Raw genomic sequence first — 16,874 nt, forward strand, 5'->3', positions numbered from 1 at the left:
GCTATGGCCAATTGACAAAAGAAGGCAACCAGAGCCTTGCGGCGGCGAGGCATAGGAAGCCGAGGAAGGATCTGGCGGTTTTGTCGTAGCGGGTGGCGATGCGGCGGAGCTGTTTGAGCCGATTGAACATGCGCTCGATGCGGTTGCGGTCCTTGTGGGCGCGATCGTCGCATTTCGCAGGCGCCAGGTGGTTCGACCTGGGCGGGATGACCGGCAGGATACCCTGAGGAAGTAGCGCTTCGCGGATGGTGTCGCCGTCATACCCCTTGTCGGCCAGCATCAGGCGCGGTCCGCCAACCGGCATCTCCAACAGGGACTTGAAGGCGTTGTGGCCGGAAGGCCCCTCCGCCGGTCAGGACGATATCAAGAGGGCGTCCCTGACCGTCTGATCGGGCGTGGATCTTGCTCGCAAAGCCGCCGCGGCTTCGACTAAAGCCCTCCTTATGAGTCCCGTCCTGCGGACTGCGCCGGCTGTCTGCGAATGGCCCCGGACGGATGTGCTATCGACCATGTGCTGCCAATCGTCCGTCAGCCCCATCTCGACAAGCGTTTCCAAAAGAGCATCCCACACGCCTTGTTCCGCCCACCGCCGGAAGCGAACATAGATCGAATTCCATTTGCCGTATCGTTCATGCATGTCGCGCCACGGGCAGCCCACCCGCAACACATGCAGCATGCCGTTGAGATAACGCCGGTTGTCCTGGGCAGGTCGCGCCCACCGTCCGCGCTCGGACGGCAGAAGCGGTTCGATGACGGCACATTCCATGTCCGTAAGATCGCCGCGAAACTCTACTCTGGCCAAGAATGCCTCCTGAAAAGCAGTCTTGAATCAGAACCCGCCTGATTTGGAAATCCCTTTTGTCAACAGGTCCTAGGATTTCGTGCCGGATGCCTTTACGAACGGGCGCCGCTCCCGGGTTCTGGCCGTCGTCGACAATTACAGCCGTGAATGCCTGGCGCTGGTGGCTGATACCTCTTTGTCCGGCCTGCAGGTCACCCGTGAACGCGATGCGCTCATTCGTCTGCGCGGCAAACCGTCCACCGTGGCCTCCGACAACGGAACCGAATTGATCAGTATGACCCTTCTCAAACTGAGTCAGGAGACCGGTGTCGACTGGTATTCCATCCAGCCTGGCAAACCGACGCAGGACAGGTTTGTCGAAAGCTTCAACGGCAGCTTCAGGGACGAGTGTCTGAATGAAATGCTGTTTTCGTGGTCACCGCGTGGAGGGAAGACTACAATCGCAACAGCCCCCAATCGTCCCAGGGCAATCTAACGTCCTACAAATTCGCCATGAAAGTGACGCCGCAAACACGCGCCGCATGAGGCAAAAAATCAAACAAAGGGCTCCGTGCCGAACTGAACGGCAATCAAGACTCAGGCAAAAACGAAATTGAATACATATTAATGGATGCATTTTCTTCGAAAAGACAATAGATAATTTTTTTATCTTAATAGGTCGTCGAAATGCATGCTGCAAACTAAATCTGAGAAATTTTCATCTACGTATTGTTTTATTGTTGATTTTTTTATATCAAATAAAGCTTCCATATTATTAACATTCCACTTGTTATGTCTGTCTTCGGCAATTGAAACTTGCTCAATACCTTCTGGGAAGCCAGAAAGACTATGCTTTGTCCCAAATACAGGTTTTCCGTGAGCGATAGCCTCGATAGCCTTAATTTTCAAGCCTCCTCCGAACCTGACCGGCGCGAGAGATATATCGACTTTTTTATAAAACTCGACAACATTCCTCACTACGCCCAGCAATGATATATTTTTTGAAGAGTAGCCGACTTTACCAATATTTGAAGAAAGTGCTCCCGCAATAACGACCTGTTCGAGGTTCAAGATCTGTGTTTTATAAAACTCAAAGCCATCAATATTCGGTTTTGCTGCAGAGCCAATAATTCCAAAGGACTTGGAATTAGGGCCAGAGACATTCGCATTGAAGCTGAAATTTGGCGGTATATACTTAACGTTCGTTAAAGAGTTCTCCTTGAGATATTTTTCCTCGTTTGTGTTAATGCAGATTATTGCATCGTATGCCGAAAGTGAAGCTATCTCATCAGCTTTTGTGGTCTGATAAGGAGCAGAATAGCCCATTTCTTCGAATGCTTGCTGCCTTAAATGCATTACATCATGAATTTCGCAAATCTTAAATGCTCGCACTCCCTCTAATATTTTGTCGAATAAATTGTAGCTGCTGTAAATGAACTTAAAATTTTGCTTGTTAAGAAAGTCTTGAATTTCATTGATCGCGCTATTAGTAAGCCCTGCGCCCAACGTCACCGTCGTCCCGGGTAATGGGCTTTTTTTGTTGCTCCTTGTGATGAAAATAACGTGGATATCATCCACGATTTTCCGGAGCAGTGTATATCTATTACGAATTAGGGAACCGCAGCCTAGGGGCTCTTCCCAAAACGGATGGTGGCACAGAAAACAGAGTTTGCTTCCCATTTATTATGATCCGCTAATTTTCTGCTCAGATTTATTTCTGTTCTTCATCGTTGGGCGGCCTCAACTCCATAATACTTAGATGTAGACCTATGGGAGTCATCAAATTTTCGGCCAAGTGGACATCGGCGACAAATTTCAAACTTTCTTTGCCCGGGATTTATCCCGATTCCTGAGAGAAAGGCAAATTCAGAGCCATAATTGGTGTGCCAATAAAGCTACTCTTCGATGTGGATGGATTGCCCGCTATCCCTTCCGTGAGGCCAGCAGGATGCTGGTTTCCGTGGATGCGATGCCGTCGAGAAGGCGGATGGTCGACAGTAGCCTGTCGAAATTCTCCAGGGTGTCGGTCTCGATATCCGCGACGACATCCCAGCGGCCGTTAGTGGTGTGCAGGGCGCGCACCTCGGGAAAGCCGTAGAGGCGGCGCAGGATCGCCTCGGCGCGATGGCCTTCCACCTCGATCATCATGACCGCGCGGACGCGATTTGCGCTGCCGTCCTCGCGCAGGCGGACCGTGAAACCCTGGATGACGCCGTCGGCGACAAGCCGGTCGATACGCGCCCGCACCGTTGCCCGGGACACCTTGAGATCGGCGGCGAGCGTTGCCACCGGCTGGCGCGCGTCGTGGCGAAGCAATGAGATGAGCTGGCGGTCTAGGTCGTCCATGCGGTGTCACTTTGCCAAGTGTGCGTTGTCATAGTGCTAAATCATACTGCGCAAAGTGCCAAATCTCCAACTATTCGCCAACTCCGATTGCTGCGATTCTCCGGGAACGAATGCAGCAGGAAATGCGGGAGCGGTGGATGACGACAGATCGAAAGGCCACGCCGATCGGCATTCTCGGAGTGCCTCTCGAGGCGGGGACGGGACGGCGTGGCGCGTCGATGGGACCGCAGGCCCTGCGGGTTGCAGAACTGCCCGAGCGACTTGAAGCGCTCGGCTGGCGCGTGACGGATTTCGGCGACGTTGCTCCAATTGCGGCCGGCGACGTCGGCAGGCTCGAATTCGAGGGCAAAACCTATCTGCCGGAGACGGTCGCCGGCTGGGTGAGACCGCTGGCGCGCAAGGCGCATGAGGTCGCGGCGTCCGGCCACCTGCCGATCTTCCTCGGTGGCGATCACAGCCTCTCCATGGGATCGGTAATGGGCGTGGCGCGCCACTGGCGGGAAAAGGGGCGGCCGCTCTTCGTGCTGTGGCTCGATGCGCATGCGGATTTCAACACGCCGTCGATTTCACCCTCGGGCAACATGCACGGCATGTCGCTGGCCCTGCTTGCCGGCGAGAAGGAACTGGCGCCGGTCTTTGCCGGGGAGCCGACCGTGGCGGTGGATCCCGCGCGCATGTGCATCTTCGGCGCGCGCTCGATCGATCCGGGCGAGCGGGAGCTTCTGAAGGCGCGCGGCGTTACGGTGATCGACATGCGCCAGATCGACGAACACGGCGTTTCCGTGCTGATGCGCCGCTTCCTGGAGCGGGTGCAGGCGGAAGACGGCGTGCTGCATGTTTCACTCGACGTCGACTTCCTCGATCCCTCCATCGCGCCAGGCGTCGGTACCACCGTCCCGGGCGGCGCCACCTATCGCGAGGCGCATCTGGTGATGGAGATGCTGGAGGATTCCGGCCTTGTCGGCTCGCTCGACGTGGTCGAACTGAACCCCTTCCTCGACGAGCGCGGACGTAGCGCGACGGTGCTAGCGGAACTCGTCGCCAGCCTTTTCGGACAGGAAGTCATGGATCGGCCGACGCAGGCCTTTAGCTGAGATTGTTGGAGGAAGAAATGAGCCGTCTGCCGGAAGATTATATCGACGCCGAACACCGCCTTGGCGCGCATAACTACAAGCCGCTCGACGTGATCCTGACCAAGGGCGAGGGGATCTGGCTCTGGGACGTGGAGGGCAATCGCTATCTCGACTGCCTGTCGGCCTATTCGGCGGTGAACCAGGGGCATTGCCATCCGAAGATCTTCGAGGCGATGGTCAAGCAGGCTTCCAAGCTGACGCTGACCTCGCGGGCGTTCCGCAACGACCAGCTTGCTTATTTCTACGAGGAGATCGCGGCGCTTACCGGTTCGCACAAGGTACTGCCGATGAACTCGGGCGCCGAGGCGGTCGAAACGGCAATCAAGGCCGTGCGCAAGTGGGGTTACGAGGTCAAGGGCGTGAAGAAGAACGAGGCGGAGATCATCGTCTGCTCGGACAACTTCCATGGCCGCACCATGGGGATCGTCGGCTTTTCGACGGATCCGGTGGCCAGGCAGGGCTTCGGCCCCTTCGCGCCGGGCTTCCGCGTGGTGCCTTTCGGCGACTTCGAGGCGTTTGCGGCGGCCGTCACGCCGAACACGGTCGCTTTCCTAGTTGAGCCGATCCAGGGCGAGGCGGGCGTCGTCATTCCGCCGGCCGGCTATTTTGCCAGGGTGCGCGAGCTTTGTACCGAGAAGGGCATCACGCTGATCCTGGACGAGATCCAGACCGGGCTTGGCCGCACCGGCAAGCTTCTGGCCGAAGAGCATGAAGGCATCGAGGCGGATGTGACGCTGGTGGGCAAGGCGCTGTCCGGCGGCTTCTATCCGGTTTCGGCGGTCCTTTCCAATTCCGAGGTGCTGGGCGTTCTCAAACCCGGCCAGCACGGGTCTACCTTCGGCGGCAATCCGCTTGCCTGCGCGATCGCGCGAGCCGCGCTGAAGGTGCTGGTGGAGGAAGGCATGATCGAGAATGCCGAGCGCGAAGGCGATTATTTCCGCAAGGGCCTTGCCTCGATCCGCTCCAACGCGGTGCGCGAGGTAAGGGGGCGCGGGCTGATGCTTGCCGTCGAACTGCATCCGGAAGCTGGCGGAGCGCGCCGCTATTGCGAGGCGCTGCAGGCGGAAGGCATCCTTGCCAAGGATACACATGATCATACGATCCGCATCGCGCCGCCGCTCGTCATCCGCCGCGAGGATGTCGACTGGGCGCTGGAGCGGTTCGACAAGGTGCTGACGCGTCTTTCCTGAAGGAGGCGGATTGAACCGTACCGGCTTTTCAGCTTACCTCCCGGCCGCGCTATAATCGCGTCGACCTTTTTTCGGGAGAGACTGTGACATGGAAAGCCGTTACCCGCGCCCGACCGACAACGCGTTTCTCGGGGCTTCGCTGAAAGGCGGGTCGCACGAGCCGACCTATGGCGGCGCGCTCTCCTTCATGCGTCGCCGTTATTCCCGCGATCTGGACGGCGTCGATCTGGTCGTCTGGGGGATTCCCTTCGATGCGGGCGTTTCCAACCGTCCTGGCGCGCGCTTCGGCCCGCAGGCGATCCGGCGCGCCTCGGCGATCTTCGACGGTGACCCGCAATACCCCTTCGGCTTCGACCCGTGGGAGGTGCTGGCAGCCGTCGACTACGGCGACGCCGTATTCGACTATGCGCTGCATGCGGATATCCACGGCCATATCGAGCATCAGGCGCGGGAAATCCTCGATAGCGGCGCACATCTGTTTTCGCTCGGCGGCGATCATTCGGTCACCATGCCGCTGCTGAGAGCCCATGCCGCGAAGCACGGGCCGCTGGCACTGGTGCAGTTCGACGCGCATCAGGACACCTGGGGCGACGGCGGTGACCGGCTCGATCACGGCTCCTTCGTGCTGAATGCGGTGAACGAAGGCGTCATCGACGCGGACAGGTCGATCCAGATCGGCATCCGCACCCATGCGCCGGTCGATTGCGGGATCGAGATCCTCTACGGCTACGACTTCGACATGCTGGGCGTGAAGGGCATCGCCGAGAGGATCCGCGAGCGCGTCGGCGATGCGGCGGCCTACATGACCTTCGACATCGACTGTCTCGACCCGGCCTTTGCGCCGGGTACCGGAACGCCGGTCGCGGGCGGGCCGTCGTCGCGCGAGGCGCTCTCGGTGCTGCGCGATCTCGGCGGGGTCAACTTCGTCGGCGGGGATATCGTCGAAGTGGCGCCCGCCTATGACCATGCCGACATCACCGCGATCGCCGGAGCGACCGTGGCGCTGACCTATATCGGCGTGCTGGCGGAGAAAAGGCGGATGTGAGTCAGCCGGCGCGCTGAGCGTCGTTCTGCCGATCGCGGCCGTTGTCGTTGTCCGGAATCTGCGTCCAGGACCGGTACAGGGGATGCGCATCCCGCATCAGGTCGTAAAGGCCGGCCATGACGTTGAGAAAGGCGAGTTTGCCGCAATAGGTCAGCGCGGTGCCGGCGATAATCAGCGGGATTGAGGGCCACACGGCACCCCACAGCCCGATGACAAAGCCGATGCCGGCGAGCAGGGAAAAGCCGAGCGCCTTGCGGTTGGCATCCTGCGGCACCGGCACGATGGCACGGTTGAGCCAGACCCGTTCACCAAGGACGGCGCGCGCGTGCCAGCGATCGAAGCGCCGGGGGGCCGGAAAGACGCGCGGATTGAGCCAGAGCCAGACGGCGACGACGCCGATGCAGGCAAGCGCGAGTGGCCAGCCCAGCTCTACATGCGACCAGATCGCGAGATAGAGGATGGGCAGGGTGGCGAAGCGGGTCCACACGCTCCAGCCGCTGGCGTGCCGCTTCCAGACTTCCGAATCCATGCCGAGCATACGCAGACGCCCCGGGTCCATCGGGCGCAGGAGCCGGCTCACGGGTCGAGGGTGCTCCGCTCTCGGGGCTGCGAGTTTCGAATTTGTCTCGTACGGCAGAGACATTTGCCGCCTCGGGCGTCGATTGGTCGGGAATTCGGTCAGACTACCCAAAATACAATCACCGGAGCCGCGGGCTCAATTGGAAAATCCCTAAAAATGCCCGCGCAAAGGGTATGCGGCAGGTGGATATACGGCCAGGCGGTTGCTTCAAACGCGCATTTTCACATAGCTGCCAGGGGCTTCCTCGAGGATCTTCATTCGCTTTGCGCCGGGCTTGCGCGCCTTCACAAGTTCGCCGTCATGTGTGCGGATCCACTCATCCCAATGCGGCCACCACGAGCCGGGATATTCCTTCGCCCTGGCGATCCAGTCTTCCAGCTCGCCCTTCAGCGAGGGGTTGAGCCAGTACTGGTACTTGTTCTTGTCCGGCGGATTGACCACGCCGGCGATGTGACCCGAGCCCGCGAGTACAAAGGTAACCGGCCCGCCGAAGGACTTTGAGCCGAGGAACACGGATTTCGGCGGCGCGATGTGATCCTCGCGCGCGGCGAGATTGTAGATCGGCGTCCTGACCTTCGAGAGATCGAGCTTCTCGCCGGCGATTTCCATGGTGCCCTTCGTCAGGCGGTTCTCCAGATAGCAGTTGCGCAGATAGAAGGAGTGGTTCGCCGCCGGCATGCGGGTGGAATCCGAGTTCCAGTAAAGAAGGTCGAAGGGGAAGGGTTCCCGGCCCTTGAGGTAGTTGTTGACCACGTAGGGCCAGATCAGGTCGTTGGAGCGCAGCAGGTTGAAGGCGGAGGCCATCTTGCTGCCTTCCAGATAGCCTTTTTCCTGCATCCGCCGCTCCATGGCGGCGATCTGTTCCTCGTCCACGAACACCTTCAGATCGCCCGCATAGGTGAAATCGACCTGCGTGGTGAAGAAGGTCGCGGTCCTGATGCGGTCGTCGCCGATCGCCGCCATATAGGCGAGGGTCACGGCAAGGAGCGTTCCGCCAACACAGTAGCCGATGGCGTTTACCTCTTCCACGCCGGTCGCCCGCCTGACCACGTCGAGGGCTTCCAGAATGCCCTCGCGCATGTAGTGCTCGAAGCTCTTGCGCGCCTGCCGCTCGTCCGGGTTCACCCACGAAACGACGAAGACCGTATGCCCCTGGGCGACGGCCCAGCGGATGAAGGACTTCTCGGGATTGAGGTCGAGAATGTAGAACTTGTTGATCCAGGGCGGCACGATCAACAGGGGCCGCTTGAGCACTTCCGCTGTCGTCGGCTCGTACTGGATGACCTGGCAGACGTCGTTCTGCGCGATCACCTTGCCGGGTGTCAGCGCCAGGTTTTCACCGACGCGGAACTTCGTCGGGTCCGACTGACGGATCTTCAACTCGCCCTTGCCGGCCTTGATATCCTCTGCAAGCAACTTCATGCCGCGCACGAGGTTCTCGCCGTTCGTCTCCAGCGTTTCGCGCAGGAGCTCCGGATTGGTGAGCACGAAATTCGACGGCGACAGGGCGTTGGCGATCTGCTTGACGTAGAAATCGGCCTTGTGGCGGGTGTGTTCGTCGAGGCCGCTTGCGTCCTGAACCAGCGTTTCCGCCCATTGCGACGTGATCAGGTAGAGCTGCTTCACGAAGTCGAAGAACTGATTTTCGTTCCATTCGGGATCCTGGAAGCGCTTGTCACGCGGATCAGGCGCAATCGAGGGATCGGCCTTCTCGCCCATCATTCGCTTGAGCGAGGAATTCCAGAGGTTCACGTAGTTCGTCCAGAGCCGCGATTGCGCCTCGACCGCCCGCTGCGGGTCCGACATCCAGTATTCGCCGACCTGGGACAGGGTCTTGAAGATGGACGACAGATCGTCGGCCATCTCGTTCTTGATCTCGCCCTTTTCGCGGGGCTCGATATAGGCGGCAAATGCCTTTCCCGCATTCTCGACCACTTTCGCGAGGTTCTGCGCGAAAGCCTCGGGGTTTTTCACGATATACTGAAGAAGCGGATTCTGACGTTCTTCGGTCATCGTTCAGCGTCTCCCCGGGTAGTTTCGTGTGCCTTGAACGGCGTTCTGCCCACATAATAGCGCGTCATGACAGGGGGCTGACAAGATGGTGAAAGCTGGCCCCTTTTCCGAATTGCACCAAAGGAGTAAAGAATGTCGCCCATTGCCGGTAACCGGTGCATGCACCGGCCGGTCGGGATCGGGATGATTGGTGAGAATCAGACCGAATTCCGGTATTGTGCGAATTGTGTTGACGTTGAGGCAAACGATTCCCTGCATTCGGTCTCGACGGCTCGGCTCTGTAAGGAGCTTTGGAAGGTGACGACTATGCGTGCTCGCGCACTTCTGCCCGTTCTTGCTGCCCTCGCGGTCGGCGCATGCGCGCTCGATCCGAACGAGACCCTTATCGAGGCACTCGAAACGCCGCAGGCCGCAACGGCGAGCACGGCATCCGCACATCCGCTGCCGGCACCCGACCAGGCAGCCGCAACGTCACCGCTCATCCACGGCACGCAAAACGGAACCGGCGCGGCGCAGGAAGGCCTGCTGTCCTATGAGGAGCAGACGGCAACGCGCTCCTCGCTCGAGGCGCTGGCGAAGTCGCGCGCATCCGGTCAACCGTCGGCGTCGACCTCCTCCGTCGATGTGTTGCGCAAGCTTGGCGCCACGCATGGCGATGCCGCTATCGCAGACATCGAAGGCGCACCCGCGGCGGCACAATAGCCGCTCCGCGAGGCCCTCCCATCCGATCCCGGACAATCGGATCGAAGCGCGGGCCTTACGGGCCACGCGCCGAGAAAACTTGCTTTCCCGTACGAAATGGACGATGCGCAAGACTGCGCGGACTGTTAAACAATCGCCCGCGGGACAGAGTGTCCCGCATGGTCTGAAACCCGCCCGGCGAGAAGAGCCGGCGCCCTGACATATAGAAGGCCAGTGCCATGGAAGACTTCTACAAGACGCGGCGACTGCCGCCCTATGTCTTTGAACAGGTCAACCGCTTGAAGGCAAAGGCACGCGCAGCAGGCGCCGACATCATCGACCTGGGCATGGGCAATCCCGACCTGCCGACACCGCGCCACATCGTCGAAAAGCTGGTGGAGACCGTGCAGAACCCGCGGACGCACCGCTATTCGGCCTCCAAGGGCATTCCCGGCCTCCGCAAGGCGCAGGCCGGCTACTATGCCCGCCGCTTCGGCGTGAAGCTCAATCCGGATACGCAGGTCGTCGCCACCCTGGGGTCCAAGGAAGGCTTCGCCAACATGGCGCAGGCGATCACTGCCCCGGGCGACGTGGTGCTGGTGCCCAATCCGAGCTATCCGATCCACGCCTTCGGCTTCCTGATGGCGGGTGCGGCGTTGCGATCGATCCCGTCCGAGCCGACACCCGAAGTATTCAGCGCGCTGGAGCGGGCGATCATCCATTCGGTGCCGAAGCCGATCGCGCTCATCCTCTGCTATCCGGCGAACCCGACTGCCTATGTGGCTGACCTCGACTTTTATCGCGATGTCGTCGCCTTCGCCAAGAAGCACGAAATCTTCATTCTGTCGGACCTGGCCTATTCGGAGATCTATTTCAACGACACGCCGCCGCCTTCCGTGTTGCAGGTGCCGGGCGCGATCGACGTGACGGTCGAATTCACCTCGCTGTCGAAGACCTTCTCCATGCCGGGCTGGCGCATGGGCTTCGCGGTCGGCAACGAGCGGCTGATCGCCGCGCTCGCGCGGGTGAAGTCCTATCTCGACTACGGCGCCTTCACGCCGATCCAGGTGGCGGCGGCCGCCGCCCTCAACGGCCCGGACGATTGCATTGCCGAGACGCGCGACATCTATCGCAAACGCCGCGACGTGCTGGTGGAATCCTTCACCCGGGCCGGCTGGCCGATCCCGGCTCCCGAAGCCAGCATGTTCGCTTGGGCGCCGATCCCCGAGAAGTTTCGCTCGCTCGGAAGCCTTGAGTTTTCCAAGCTTCTCATCGAGAAGGCCGATGTGGCGGTATCGCCAGGCATCGGTTTCGGCGAGTACGGCGACGACTATATCCGCATCGGCCTTGTGGAGAACGAACAGAGGATCCGGCAGGCGGCGCGCGGTATCCGCCGTTTCCTTGAAACGGCGGACGAAACGTTGCACAACGTGGTCCCCGTCAGGGCATCCCGCTAACCCATAGAACCCGGATCGACTTTTCAAATGGCGAATGACTTGCGTTTGGGCGTCGCAGGCCTTGGTACGGTCGGCGCATCGCTGGTGCGGCTTGTAAGCGAGAAATCGGACGCGCTGGCAAGGCGCTGCGCACGCGGCGTCCGCGTTACCGGGGTGAGTGCGCGCAGTCGCGGACGGGATCGCGGTATCGATCTTTCCGGCATTGCGTGGTTCGACGATCCGGTGAAGCTTGCGACAAGCGGCGAGATCGACCTCTTCGTCGAGCTGATGGGAGGTGACAGCGGGGCAGCGGAAGAAAGCGTGCGTGCGGCGCTTTCCTCCGGCAAGCATGTGGTGACGGCCAACAAGGCGCTGCTGGCAAAGCACGGCGTGGAACTGGCGAAGCTTGCCGAAGAAAACGGCGTCAGCCTCAATTTCGAGGCGGCGGTGGCAGGCGGCATTCCGATCGTCAAGACGATGCGCGAAAGCCTTGCCGGCAATCACGTGAACCGCGTCTACGGCATCCTGAACGGCACCTGCAACTACATCCTGACCCGGATGGAGCGCGAGGGTCTGGCCTTTGCCGAATGCCTGGCCGACGCGCAGCGGCTTGGATACGCGGAAGCCGATCCGACCTTCGATATCGAAGGCTTCGACACGGCCCACAAGCTGGCGCTGCTGACGAGCCTGGCCTTCGGCTGCGAGATCGACGCCGGCGCAATCTATGTCGAGGGCATTTCCTCCATCACCATCGCCGATATCGAGGCGGCGGACGAACTCGGATATCGTATCAAGCTGCTGGGCGTGGCCCAACGCACCGAGACCGGCATCGAACAGCGCGTCCATCCGACCATGGTGCCGAAGTCCTCGGCGATTGCCCGCATTGACGGCGTGCTGAATGCGGTGGCGGTGGACGGCGACACGGTGGGCGAAGTGGTGCTGGTCGGTCCCGGTGCCGGCGGCAATGCGACCGCCTCGGCCGTGGTCGCCGACATTGCCGACATCGCCCGCGGGGATCGTACGCCGACGCTCGGCAAGCCGGCCGCGGAGCTGGAGCCCTACAAGCCCGCCGGCATGCGCAAGCATGAGGGCGGTTACTATATCCGCCTTTCCGTCTACGACCGTCCCGGCGCTTTCGCCCGGATCGCGCAGGAAATGGCTACGCAAAACATCTCGCTGGAATCGATCGTGCAGCGCCGACGCGCGGTCAGGAGTGACGCGCCAGGGTCGAGCCAGCCGGCCGAACCTCAGCCCGTCATCCTGATCACATACGAGACGACGGAGGCGGCGATCCGCGAGGCGCTCGAGATCATTGCCAGCCAGAACGTCATCGCCGACAGACCGCAGATGATCCGTATCGAAAAACTGTCGTGAGTTGGGTATAGGCATGGGCGGCGGATGGCCGATCCTGCCGGAACGATCCGCTGCCTGCCTGTGACCGGGAGCCCTGAATGTCGAAGATTGAAGTCGGAAAGAGCGAAGTGCTGGACCGTATCCTGACGCTGGAACTGGCGCGCGTGACGGAACGCGCCGCGGTGGCGGCGGCACGGCTGCGCGGGCGCGGCGACGAGAAGGCAGCCGACCAGGCTGCGGTGGACGCCATGCGCCGCGAGCTCAACCGGCTGCCCATCGAAGGCACGGTGGTGATCGGCGAAGGCGAACGCGACGAAGCGCCGATGCTCTATATCGGCGAGGAGGTGGGCACGCGGCAGGGGCCGAAGGTGGATATCGCCCTCGACCCGCTGGAAGGCACGACCATCTGCGCCAAGAACCTGCCGAATTCGCTGGCCGTCATTGCGCTGGCGCCGGCCGGGGGGCTGCTGAACGCTCCCGACAGCTACATGGAAAAGATCGCGATCGGCCCCGGTTATCCGCAGGGCCTTGTCGATCTCGACGCGCCGATCGCCGAGAACCTGAATGCGCTGGCCAAGGAAAAGGGCGTGCCAGTGGGCGAAGTGACGGCCTGCGTGCTCGATCGTCCGCGCCATGCCCGGCTGATTGAGGACATCCGCGCGGCCGGTGCGTCCATCCGCCTGATCGGCGACGGCGACGTTGCCGGGGTGATCCACACGACCGATCCCGACGAGACGGGTATCGACATCTATGTCGGCATCGGCGGCGCGCCGGAAGGCGTTCTTGCGGCTGCCGCCCTGCGCTGCATCGGCGGCCAGATGCAGGGCCGGCTGGTGATCACGCGCGACGAACAGGTGGAACGCGCGCATCGCATGGGAATTTCCGATATCAAGCGGAAATACATGATGGAGGAAATGGCGAGCGGCGACGTGCTTTTCGCAGCGACCGGCGTCACCGACGGCAATTTCCTGCAGGGCGTGAAATTCGGCCGTCGCAGCATCACGACCCATACCGTGGTCATGCGCTCCACTACGGGCACGGTTCGCTATATCAAGGCGCAGCACACCCATACCGAGAAGTTCCTCCTGGATTGACTGGCAGAGGGAGAATGCAGGCGGCAGGGGATGAAGGCGAAAGGCGGGTCGTCCTCGGCGTCACGCGCTCGGCTTCCGGTCGCGTCTGGCGGGAGCGGCTCGATGCGGGTGAAAATGCGCAAGCGTTGACGATCGCCCAGCGGCATGGGCTGCCGGACGTCGTATCCCGCGTATTGGCCGGGCGTGGCGTCACGGCCGATCAGGCGCTGGAATTCCTGGAACCCTCGATCCGCGACCTGATGCCGGATCCCTCCAGCCTGACCGGGATGGACCAGGCGGCGTTCCGGGTCGCCGACGCGCTGGAGCGGGGCGAGCGGATCGCGATTTTCGGCGATTACGACGTCGATGGGGCGACATCATCGGCCCTGTTGTCACGCTACCTCGCGGCGCTCGGTATCGAAAGCCGCATCTATATTCCAGACAGGATCATCGAGGGTTACGGCCCCAACGGCACGGCTATCGAGCAGCTGAAAGCGGAAGGTGCGGGGCTCCTCGTCTGCGTCGACTGCGGCAGCACCTCTTTCGAGGCCTTCGACGCGGCGAGCAAGGTCGGCCTGCCGGTGGTGGTGCTCGATCATCATCAATGCGGCGTCGAACTGCCCCGTGTGGAAGCGCTCGTCAATCCGAATCGCCAGGACGATCTCTCGGGGCAGGGGCATCTCGCCGCCGTTGGCGTGACGTTCCTTTTCCTTGTGGCGCTGAACCGGGAATTGCGTCGGCGCGGAGCCTTCAAGACGCGGCGCGAGCCGGACCTCCTGGCGCTGCTCGATCTCGTCGCTGTGGGAACGGTTTGCGACGTGGTTCCGCTCAAGGGCCTGAACCGGGCCTATGTGACGCGTGGGCTGGGCATTCTGCATCGGCGGATGAATTCCGGTCTCGCGGCCCTGTGCGATACATCGCGGGTGCATGGCAAGCCGACGCCCTATCACCTGGGCTTCCTGATAGGCCCCCGGATCAACGCGGGAGGACGGATCGGTGACGCCGCGCTCGGCGCCCGCTTGCTGACGACGGAAGATGCGGAGGAGGCACGGGAAATTGCCGCCGTGCTGGAGGGCCTCAATCAGGAGCGGCAGGCGGTGGAAGCCGCCATGCTCGAGGAAGGCGAGGCGCAGGCTTTTGCCGCACTGCAGGCCGGCGATCCCTCCGTGCTTCTCACAGGCTCGCAGGGCTGGCATCCGGGCGTGGTGGGGCTGGTAGCCTCACGGCTGAAGGACCGTCATCGCCGGCCGGTTTTCGCCATCGCCTATGACGATGCGGGCAAAGGCACCGCGTCGGGCCGTTCGGTTGCCGGTGTCGACCTCGGCAAGGCAGTTCGCGCGGCCGTAGAGGCCGGCATTTTGGTCAAGGGCGGCGGTCACGCCATGGCCGCCGGGTTGACGGTGATGAAGGATCGCGAGGCGGACCTTGCGGCATTCTTCGAAGAGAGGCTTGCGAACGACGTTGCCGTTGCGACAGCCGAACACGAACTGAAGATCGACGGTGTGGCGACAGCGGCTGGCGCGACGGTTGACCTGCTGCACAAGATCGAAAGCGCCGGGCCCTATGGCGCGGGGCATCCGGAGCCCGTCTTCGCGTTGCCGAGCCATCGGCTCACGTTTGCCGATGTGGTGGGCAACGGTCATATCCGCCTGTCAGTCTCCTCCAATGCCGGGGAAAGCCTCAAGGGGATCGCCTTCAAGGCCGCCGACACGCCGCTCGGCCAGTTCCTGCTGGGCCGGCGCGGCATGCCGCTACATCTTGCCGGTGCCCTGTCGATCGATACCTGGCAGGGAGCGGAACGGGTGCAGCTTCGCGTTCTGGACGCCGCCGACCCGACGCTCAATCGCCCTTGAGCGCCCGTTTGGCTTTCTGAAGGCGTGAGCGGATCTCGGCCGCCCGTCCGGGCTTCTCGCTCTGCCGGGCACGGCCAAGCGCCAGGGCATCTTTCGAAACGGTGTCTGTGATCGTGCTGCCCGCAGCAATATAAGCGCCGTCGCCGATCGTAACGGGGGCCACCAGCGTCGAATTGGACCCGATGAAGGCGCCGGCGCCGATATCGGTGTGGTGCTTCAACACGCCGTCGTAATTGCAGGTAATGGTGCCGGCGCCGATATTGGCCTTCGCGCCGACGCGGGCGTCGCCGATATAGGTCAGGTGATTGACCTTCGCACCGGCCTCGACAGTGGCGTTCTTGATCTCGACGAAATTGCCGATATGTGCTGCCTCGCCGATCCTGGCGCCCGGCCGCAGGCGGGCGTATGGCCCAAGCGTCGCCGCGGCACCTACATCCGCCCCTTCCAGATGGCTGAAGGCGCGGATCCGTGTGCCGTTTTTCACCACTACTCCCGGCGCGAAGACGACGTTCGGCTCGACAACCACGTCACTGCCGAGGACCGTGTCGTGGGAGAAGAAGATCGTCTCGGGCGCGACGAGCGTCGCGCCGTTATCCATGGCGGCGTTGCGCATGCGGTTCTGGAAGACGGCCTCGACGGCCGCAAGCTGGGCGCGGGTGTTAATGCCCTGAACCTCGTCTTCCGGCGCGCTTTCAGTCATCACCGAGAGGCCGCGTGCGCGCGCGATCTCGACCGCATCGGTGAGATAGAACTCGCCCTTGGCATTGGCATTGCCGATGGCTTCCAGCAGGGAAGCGAAATGGGGCCCGCGAAAACCCATGATGCCGGAATTGCAGAAGGTGATCCTGCGCTCCGTTTCGGAGGCGTCGCGCTCTTCGCGGATCGCGGCCAACTGGTCGCCATCCATGACGAGGCGGCCGTAGCCGAAGGGGTTCGCGGCCTCGAAGCCGAGTACGGCGAGGTCCGCGCCTTGGTCAAGGCGGGCGCGGATCCGCTTGAGCGTGGTGGTTTCGACCAAGGGCGTGTCGCCGAACAGCACGAGCACGTGATCCGGCGTATCTGCCAGGGCCCTGGAGGCGGCGCGTGCGGCATGCGCGGTGCCCAGGCGCTCTGCCTGGATGTGGCAGCTGGCATTCGGGGAGAGCCTTGCGACGAGCGCCTCGACATTCTCCATGTCCGGCCCGATGACGACGGCGACACGGTCGATGCCGGCCTGCGCGACGGCCGTCAGCACGTGACCGAGAAGCGGCAATCCGCCGACTTCATGCATCACCTTCGGCAATGCGGACTTCATCCGGGTGCCGAGACCGGCGGCCAGGACAATGGCGAGGCATGAGGGCGTGGACATCGACTATCCCCGAGACTTGAAGGTTGCCGTTTCTTCCGATGC

Annotated in this window: 14 protein-coding genes and 1 pseudogene; 9 read left to right on the forward strand and 6 right to left on the reverse strand. The window is 61.9% G+C overall.

The window, feature by feature from the left end:
- Position 1: 1 nt before the first annotated feature.
- Positions 2-802 (reverse strand): annotated as a pseudogene (locus H2509_RS21335) (IS5 family transposase).
- Positions 803-881: 79 nt separating this feature from the next.
- On the opposite strand from H2509_RS21335, the gene H2509_RS19485 reads away from it, so the two are divergent.
- A complete protein-coding gene (locus H2509_RS19485; protein WP_182168146.1) occupies positions 882-1,277 on the forward strand; it encodes a DDE-type integrase/transposase/recombinase in 396 nt (131 codons plus the stop codon).
- Positions 1,278-1,447: 170 nt separating this feature from the next.
- On the opposite strand, the gene H2509_RS19490 is transcribed toward H2509_RS19485, so the two are convergent.
- Complete coding sequence (locus tag H2509_RS19490) at positions 1,448-2,461, reverse strand: glycosyltransferase (protein WP_209002093.1); 1,014 nt, start codon at positions 2,459-2,461, stop codon at positions 1,448-1,450.
- Between the two features lie 243 nt (positions 2,462-2,704).
- Positions 2,705-3,127 carry an Lrp/AsnC family transcriptional regulator gene (locus H2509_RS19495; protein ID WP_182168148.1) on the reverse strand — a complete coding sequence of 141 codons (423 nt, stop codon included), beginning with the start codon at positions 3,125-3,127 and terminating at the stop codon, positions 2,705-2,707.
- Between the two features lie 137 nt (positions 3,128-3,264).
- Here H2509_RS19495 and rocF point away from each other — a divergent pair, with 137 nt between their 5' ends.
- The 3 genes from rocF to speB all read left to right on the forward strand — a co-directional run bounded on the left by rocF (position 3,265) and on the right by speB (position 6,495).
- The gene (gene rocF / locus H2509_RS19500; RefSeq protein ID WP_408022691.1) at positions 3,265-4,221 is read left to right on the forward strand and encodes an arginase; all 957 of its coding nucleotides are present in this window, start codon (positions 3,265-3,267) and stop codon (positions 4,219-4,221) included.
- Positions 4,222-4,238: 17 nt separating this feature from the next.
- Positions 4,239-5,450: an ornithine--oxo-acid transaminase gene (rocD, locus tag H2509_RS19505; RefSeq protein ID WP_182168149.1), complete on the forward strand. Its 1,212-nt coding sequence runs from the start codon at positions 4,239-4,241 to the stop codon at positions 5,448-5,450.
- A gap of 88 nt (positions 5,451-5,538) precedes the next feature.
- Positions 5,539-6,495, forward strand: coding sequence for an agmatinase (speB, locus tag H2509_RS19510; protein WP_182168150.1), 957 nt, complete (start codon positions 5,539-5,541; stop codon positions 6,493-6,495).
- 1 nt (position 6,496) lies between these two features.
- Here speB and H2509_RS19515 read toward each other — a convergent pair whose 3' ends face one another.
- Together H2509_RS19515 and H2509_RS19520 are read right to left on the reverse strand one after the other, a co-directional pair.
- Positions 6,497-7,075 (reverse strand): DUF6653 family protein, encoded by a 579-nt coding sequence (locus H2509_RS19515; protein WP_209002095.1) that lies wholly within the window; start codon positions 7,073-7,075, stop codon positions 6,497-6,499.
- 207 nt (positions 7,076-7,282) lie between these two features.
- Entirely contained in the window at positions 7,283-9,088 is a 1,806-nt protein-coding gene (locus tag H2509_RS19520; protein ID WP_182168151.1) for a PHA/PHB synthase family protein, read from the reverse strand.
- Between the two features lie 297 nt (positions 9,089-9,385).
- On the opposite strand from H2509_RS19520, the gene H2509_RS19525 reads away from it, so the two are divergent.
- From H2509_RS19525 to recJ, 5 genes are all read left to right on the forward strand, one after another.
- The gene (locus H2509_RS19525; RefSeq protein ID WP_182168152.1) at positions 9,386-9,790 is read left to right on the forward strand and encodes a hypothetical protein; all 405 of its coding nucleotides are present in this window, start codon (positions 9,386-9,388) and stop codon (positions 9,788-9,790) included.
- Positions 9,791-10,008: 218 nt separating this feature from the next.
- Positions 10,009-11,226, forward strand: a complete 1,218-nt coding sequence (locus H2509_RS19530) for an LL-diaminopimelate aminotransferase (RefSeq protein ID WP_182168153.1) — start codon at positions 10,009-10,011, stop codon at positions 11,224-11,226.
- A gap of 27 nt (positions 11,227-11,253) precedes the next feature.
- Positions 11,254-12,579: a homoserine dehydrogenase gene (locus H2509_RS19535; protein WP_182168154.1), complete on the forward strand. Its 1,326-nt coding sequence runs from the start codon at positions 11,254-11,256 to the stop codon at positions 12,577-12,579.
- A gap of 77 nt (positions 12,580-12,656) precedes the next feature.
- A complete protein-coding gene (glpX, locus tag H2509_RS19540; RefSeq protein WP_182168155.1) occupies positions 12,657-13,652 on the forward strand; it encodes a class II fructose-bisphosphatase in 996 nt (331 codons plus the stop codon).
- 14 nt (positions 13,653-13,666) lie between these two features.
- Entirely contained in the window at positions 13,667-15,484 is a 1,818-nt protein-coding gene (gene recJ / locus H2509_RS19545; protein ID WP_182168156.1) for a single-stranded-DNA-specific exonuclease RecJ, read from the forward strand.
- On the opposite strand, the gene glmU is transcribed toward recJ, so the two are convergent.
- The gene (gene glmU / locus H2509_RS19550; RefSeq protein WP_182168157.1) at positions 15,471-16,832 is read right to left on the reverse strand and encodes a bifunctional UDP-N-acetylglucosamine diphosphorylase/glucosamine-1-phosphate N-acetyltransferase GlmU; all 1,362 of its coding nucleotides are present in this window, start codon (positions 16,830-16,832) and stop codon (positions 15,471-15,473) included. The genes recJ and glmU overlap by 14 nt on opposite strands.
- Positions 16,833-16,874: the final 42 nt, after the last annotated feature.

Source organism: Stappia albiluteola (assembly GCF_014050225.1).
In the GTDB taxonomy this organism is placed as follows: domain Bacteria; phylum Pseudomonadota; class Alphaproteobacteria; order Rhizobiales; family Stappiaceae; genus Hongsoonwoonella; species Hongsoonwoonella albiluteola.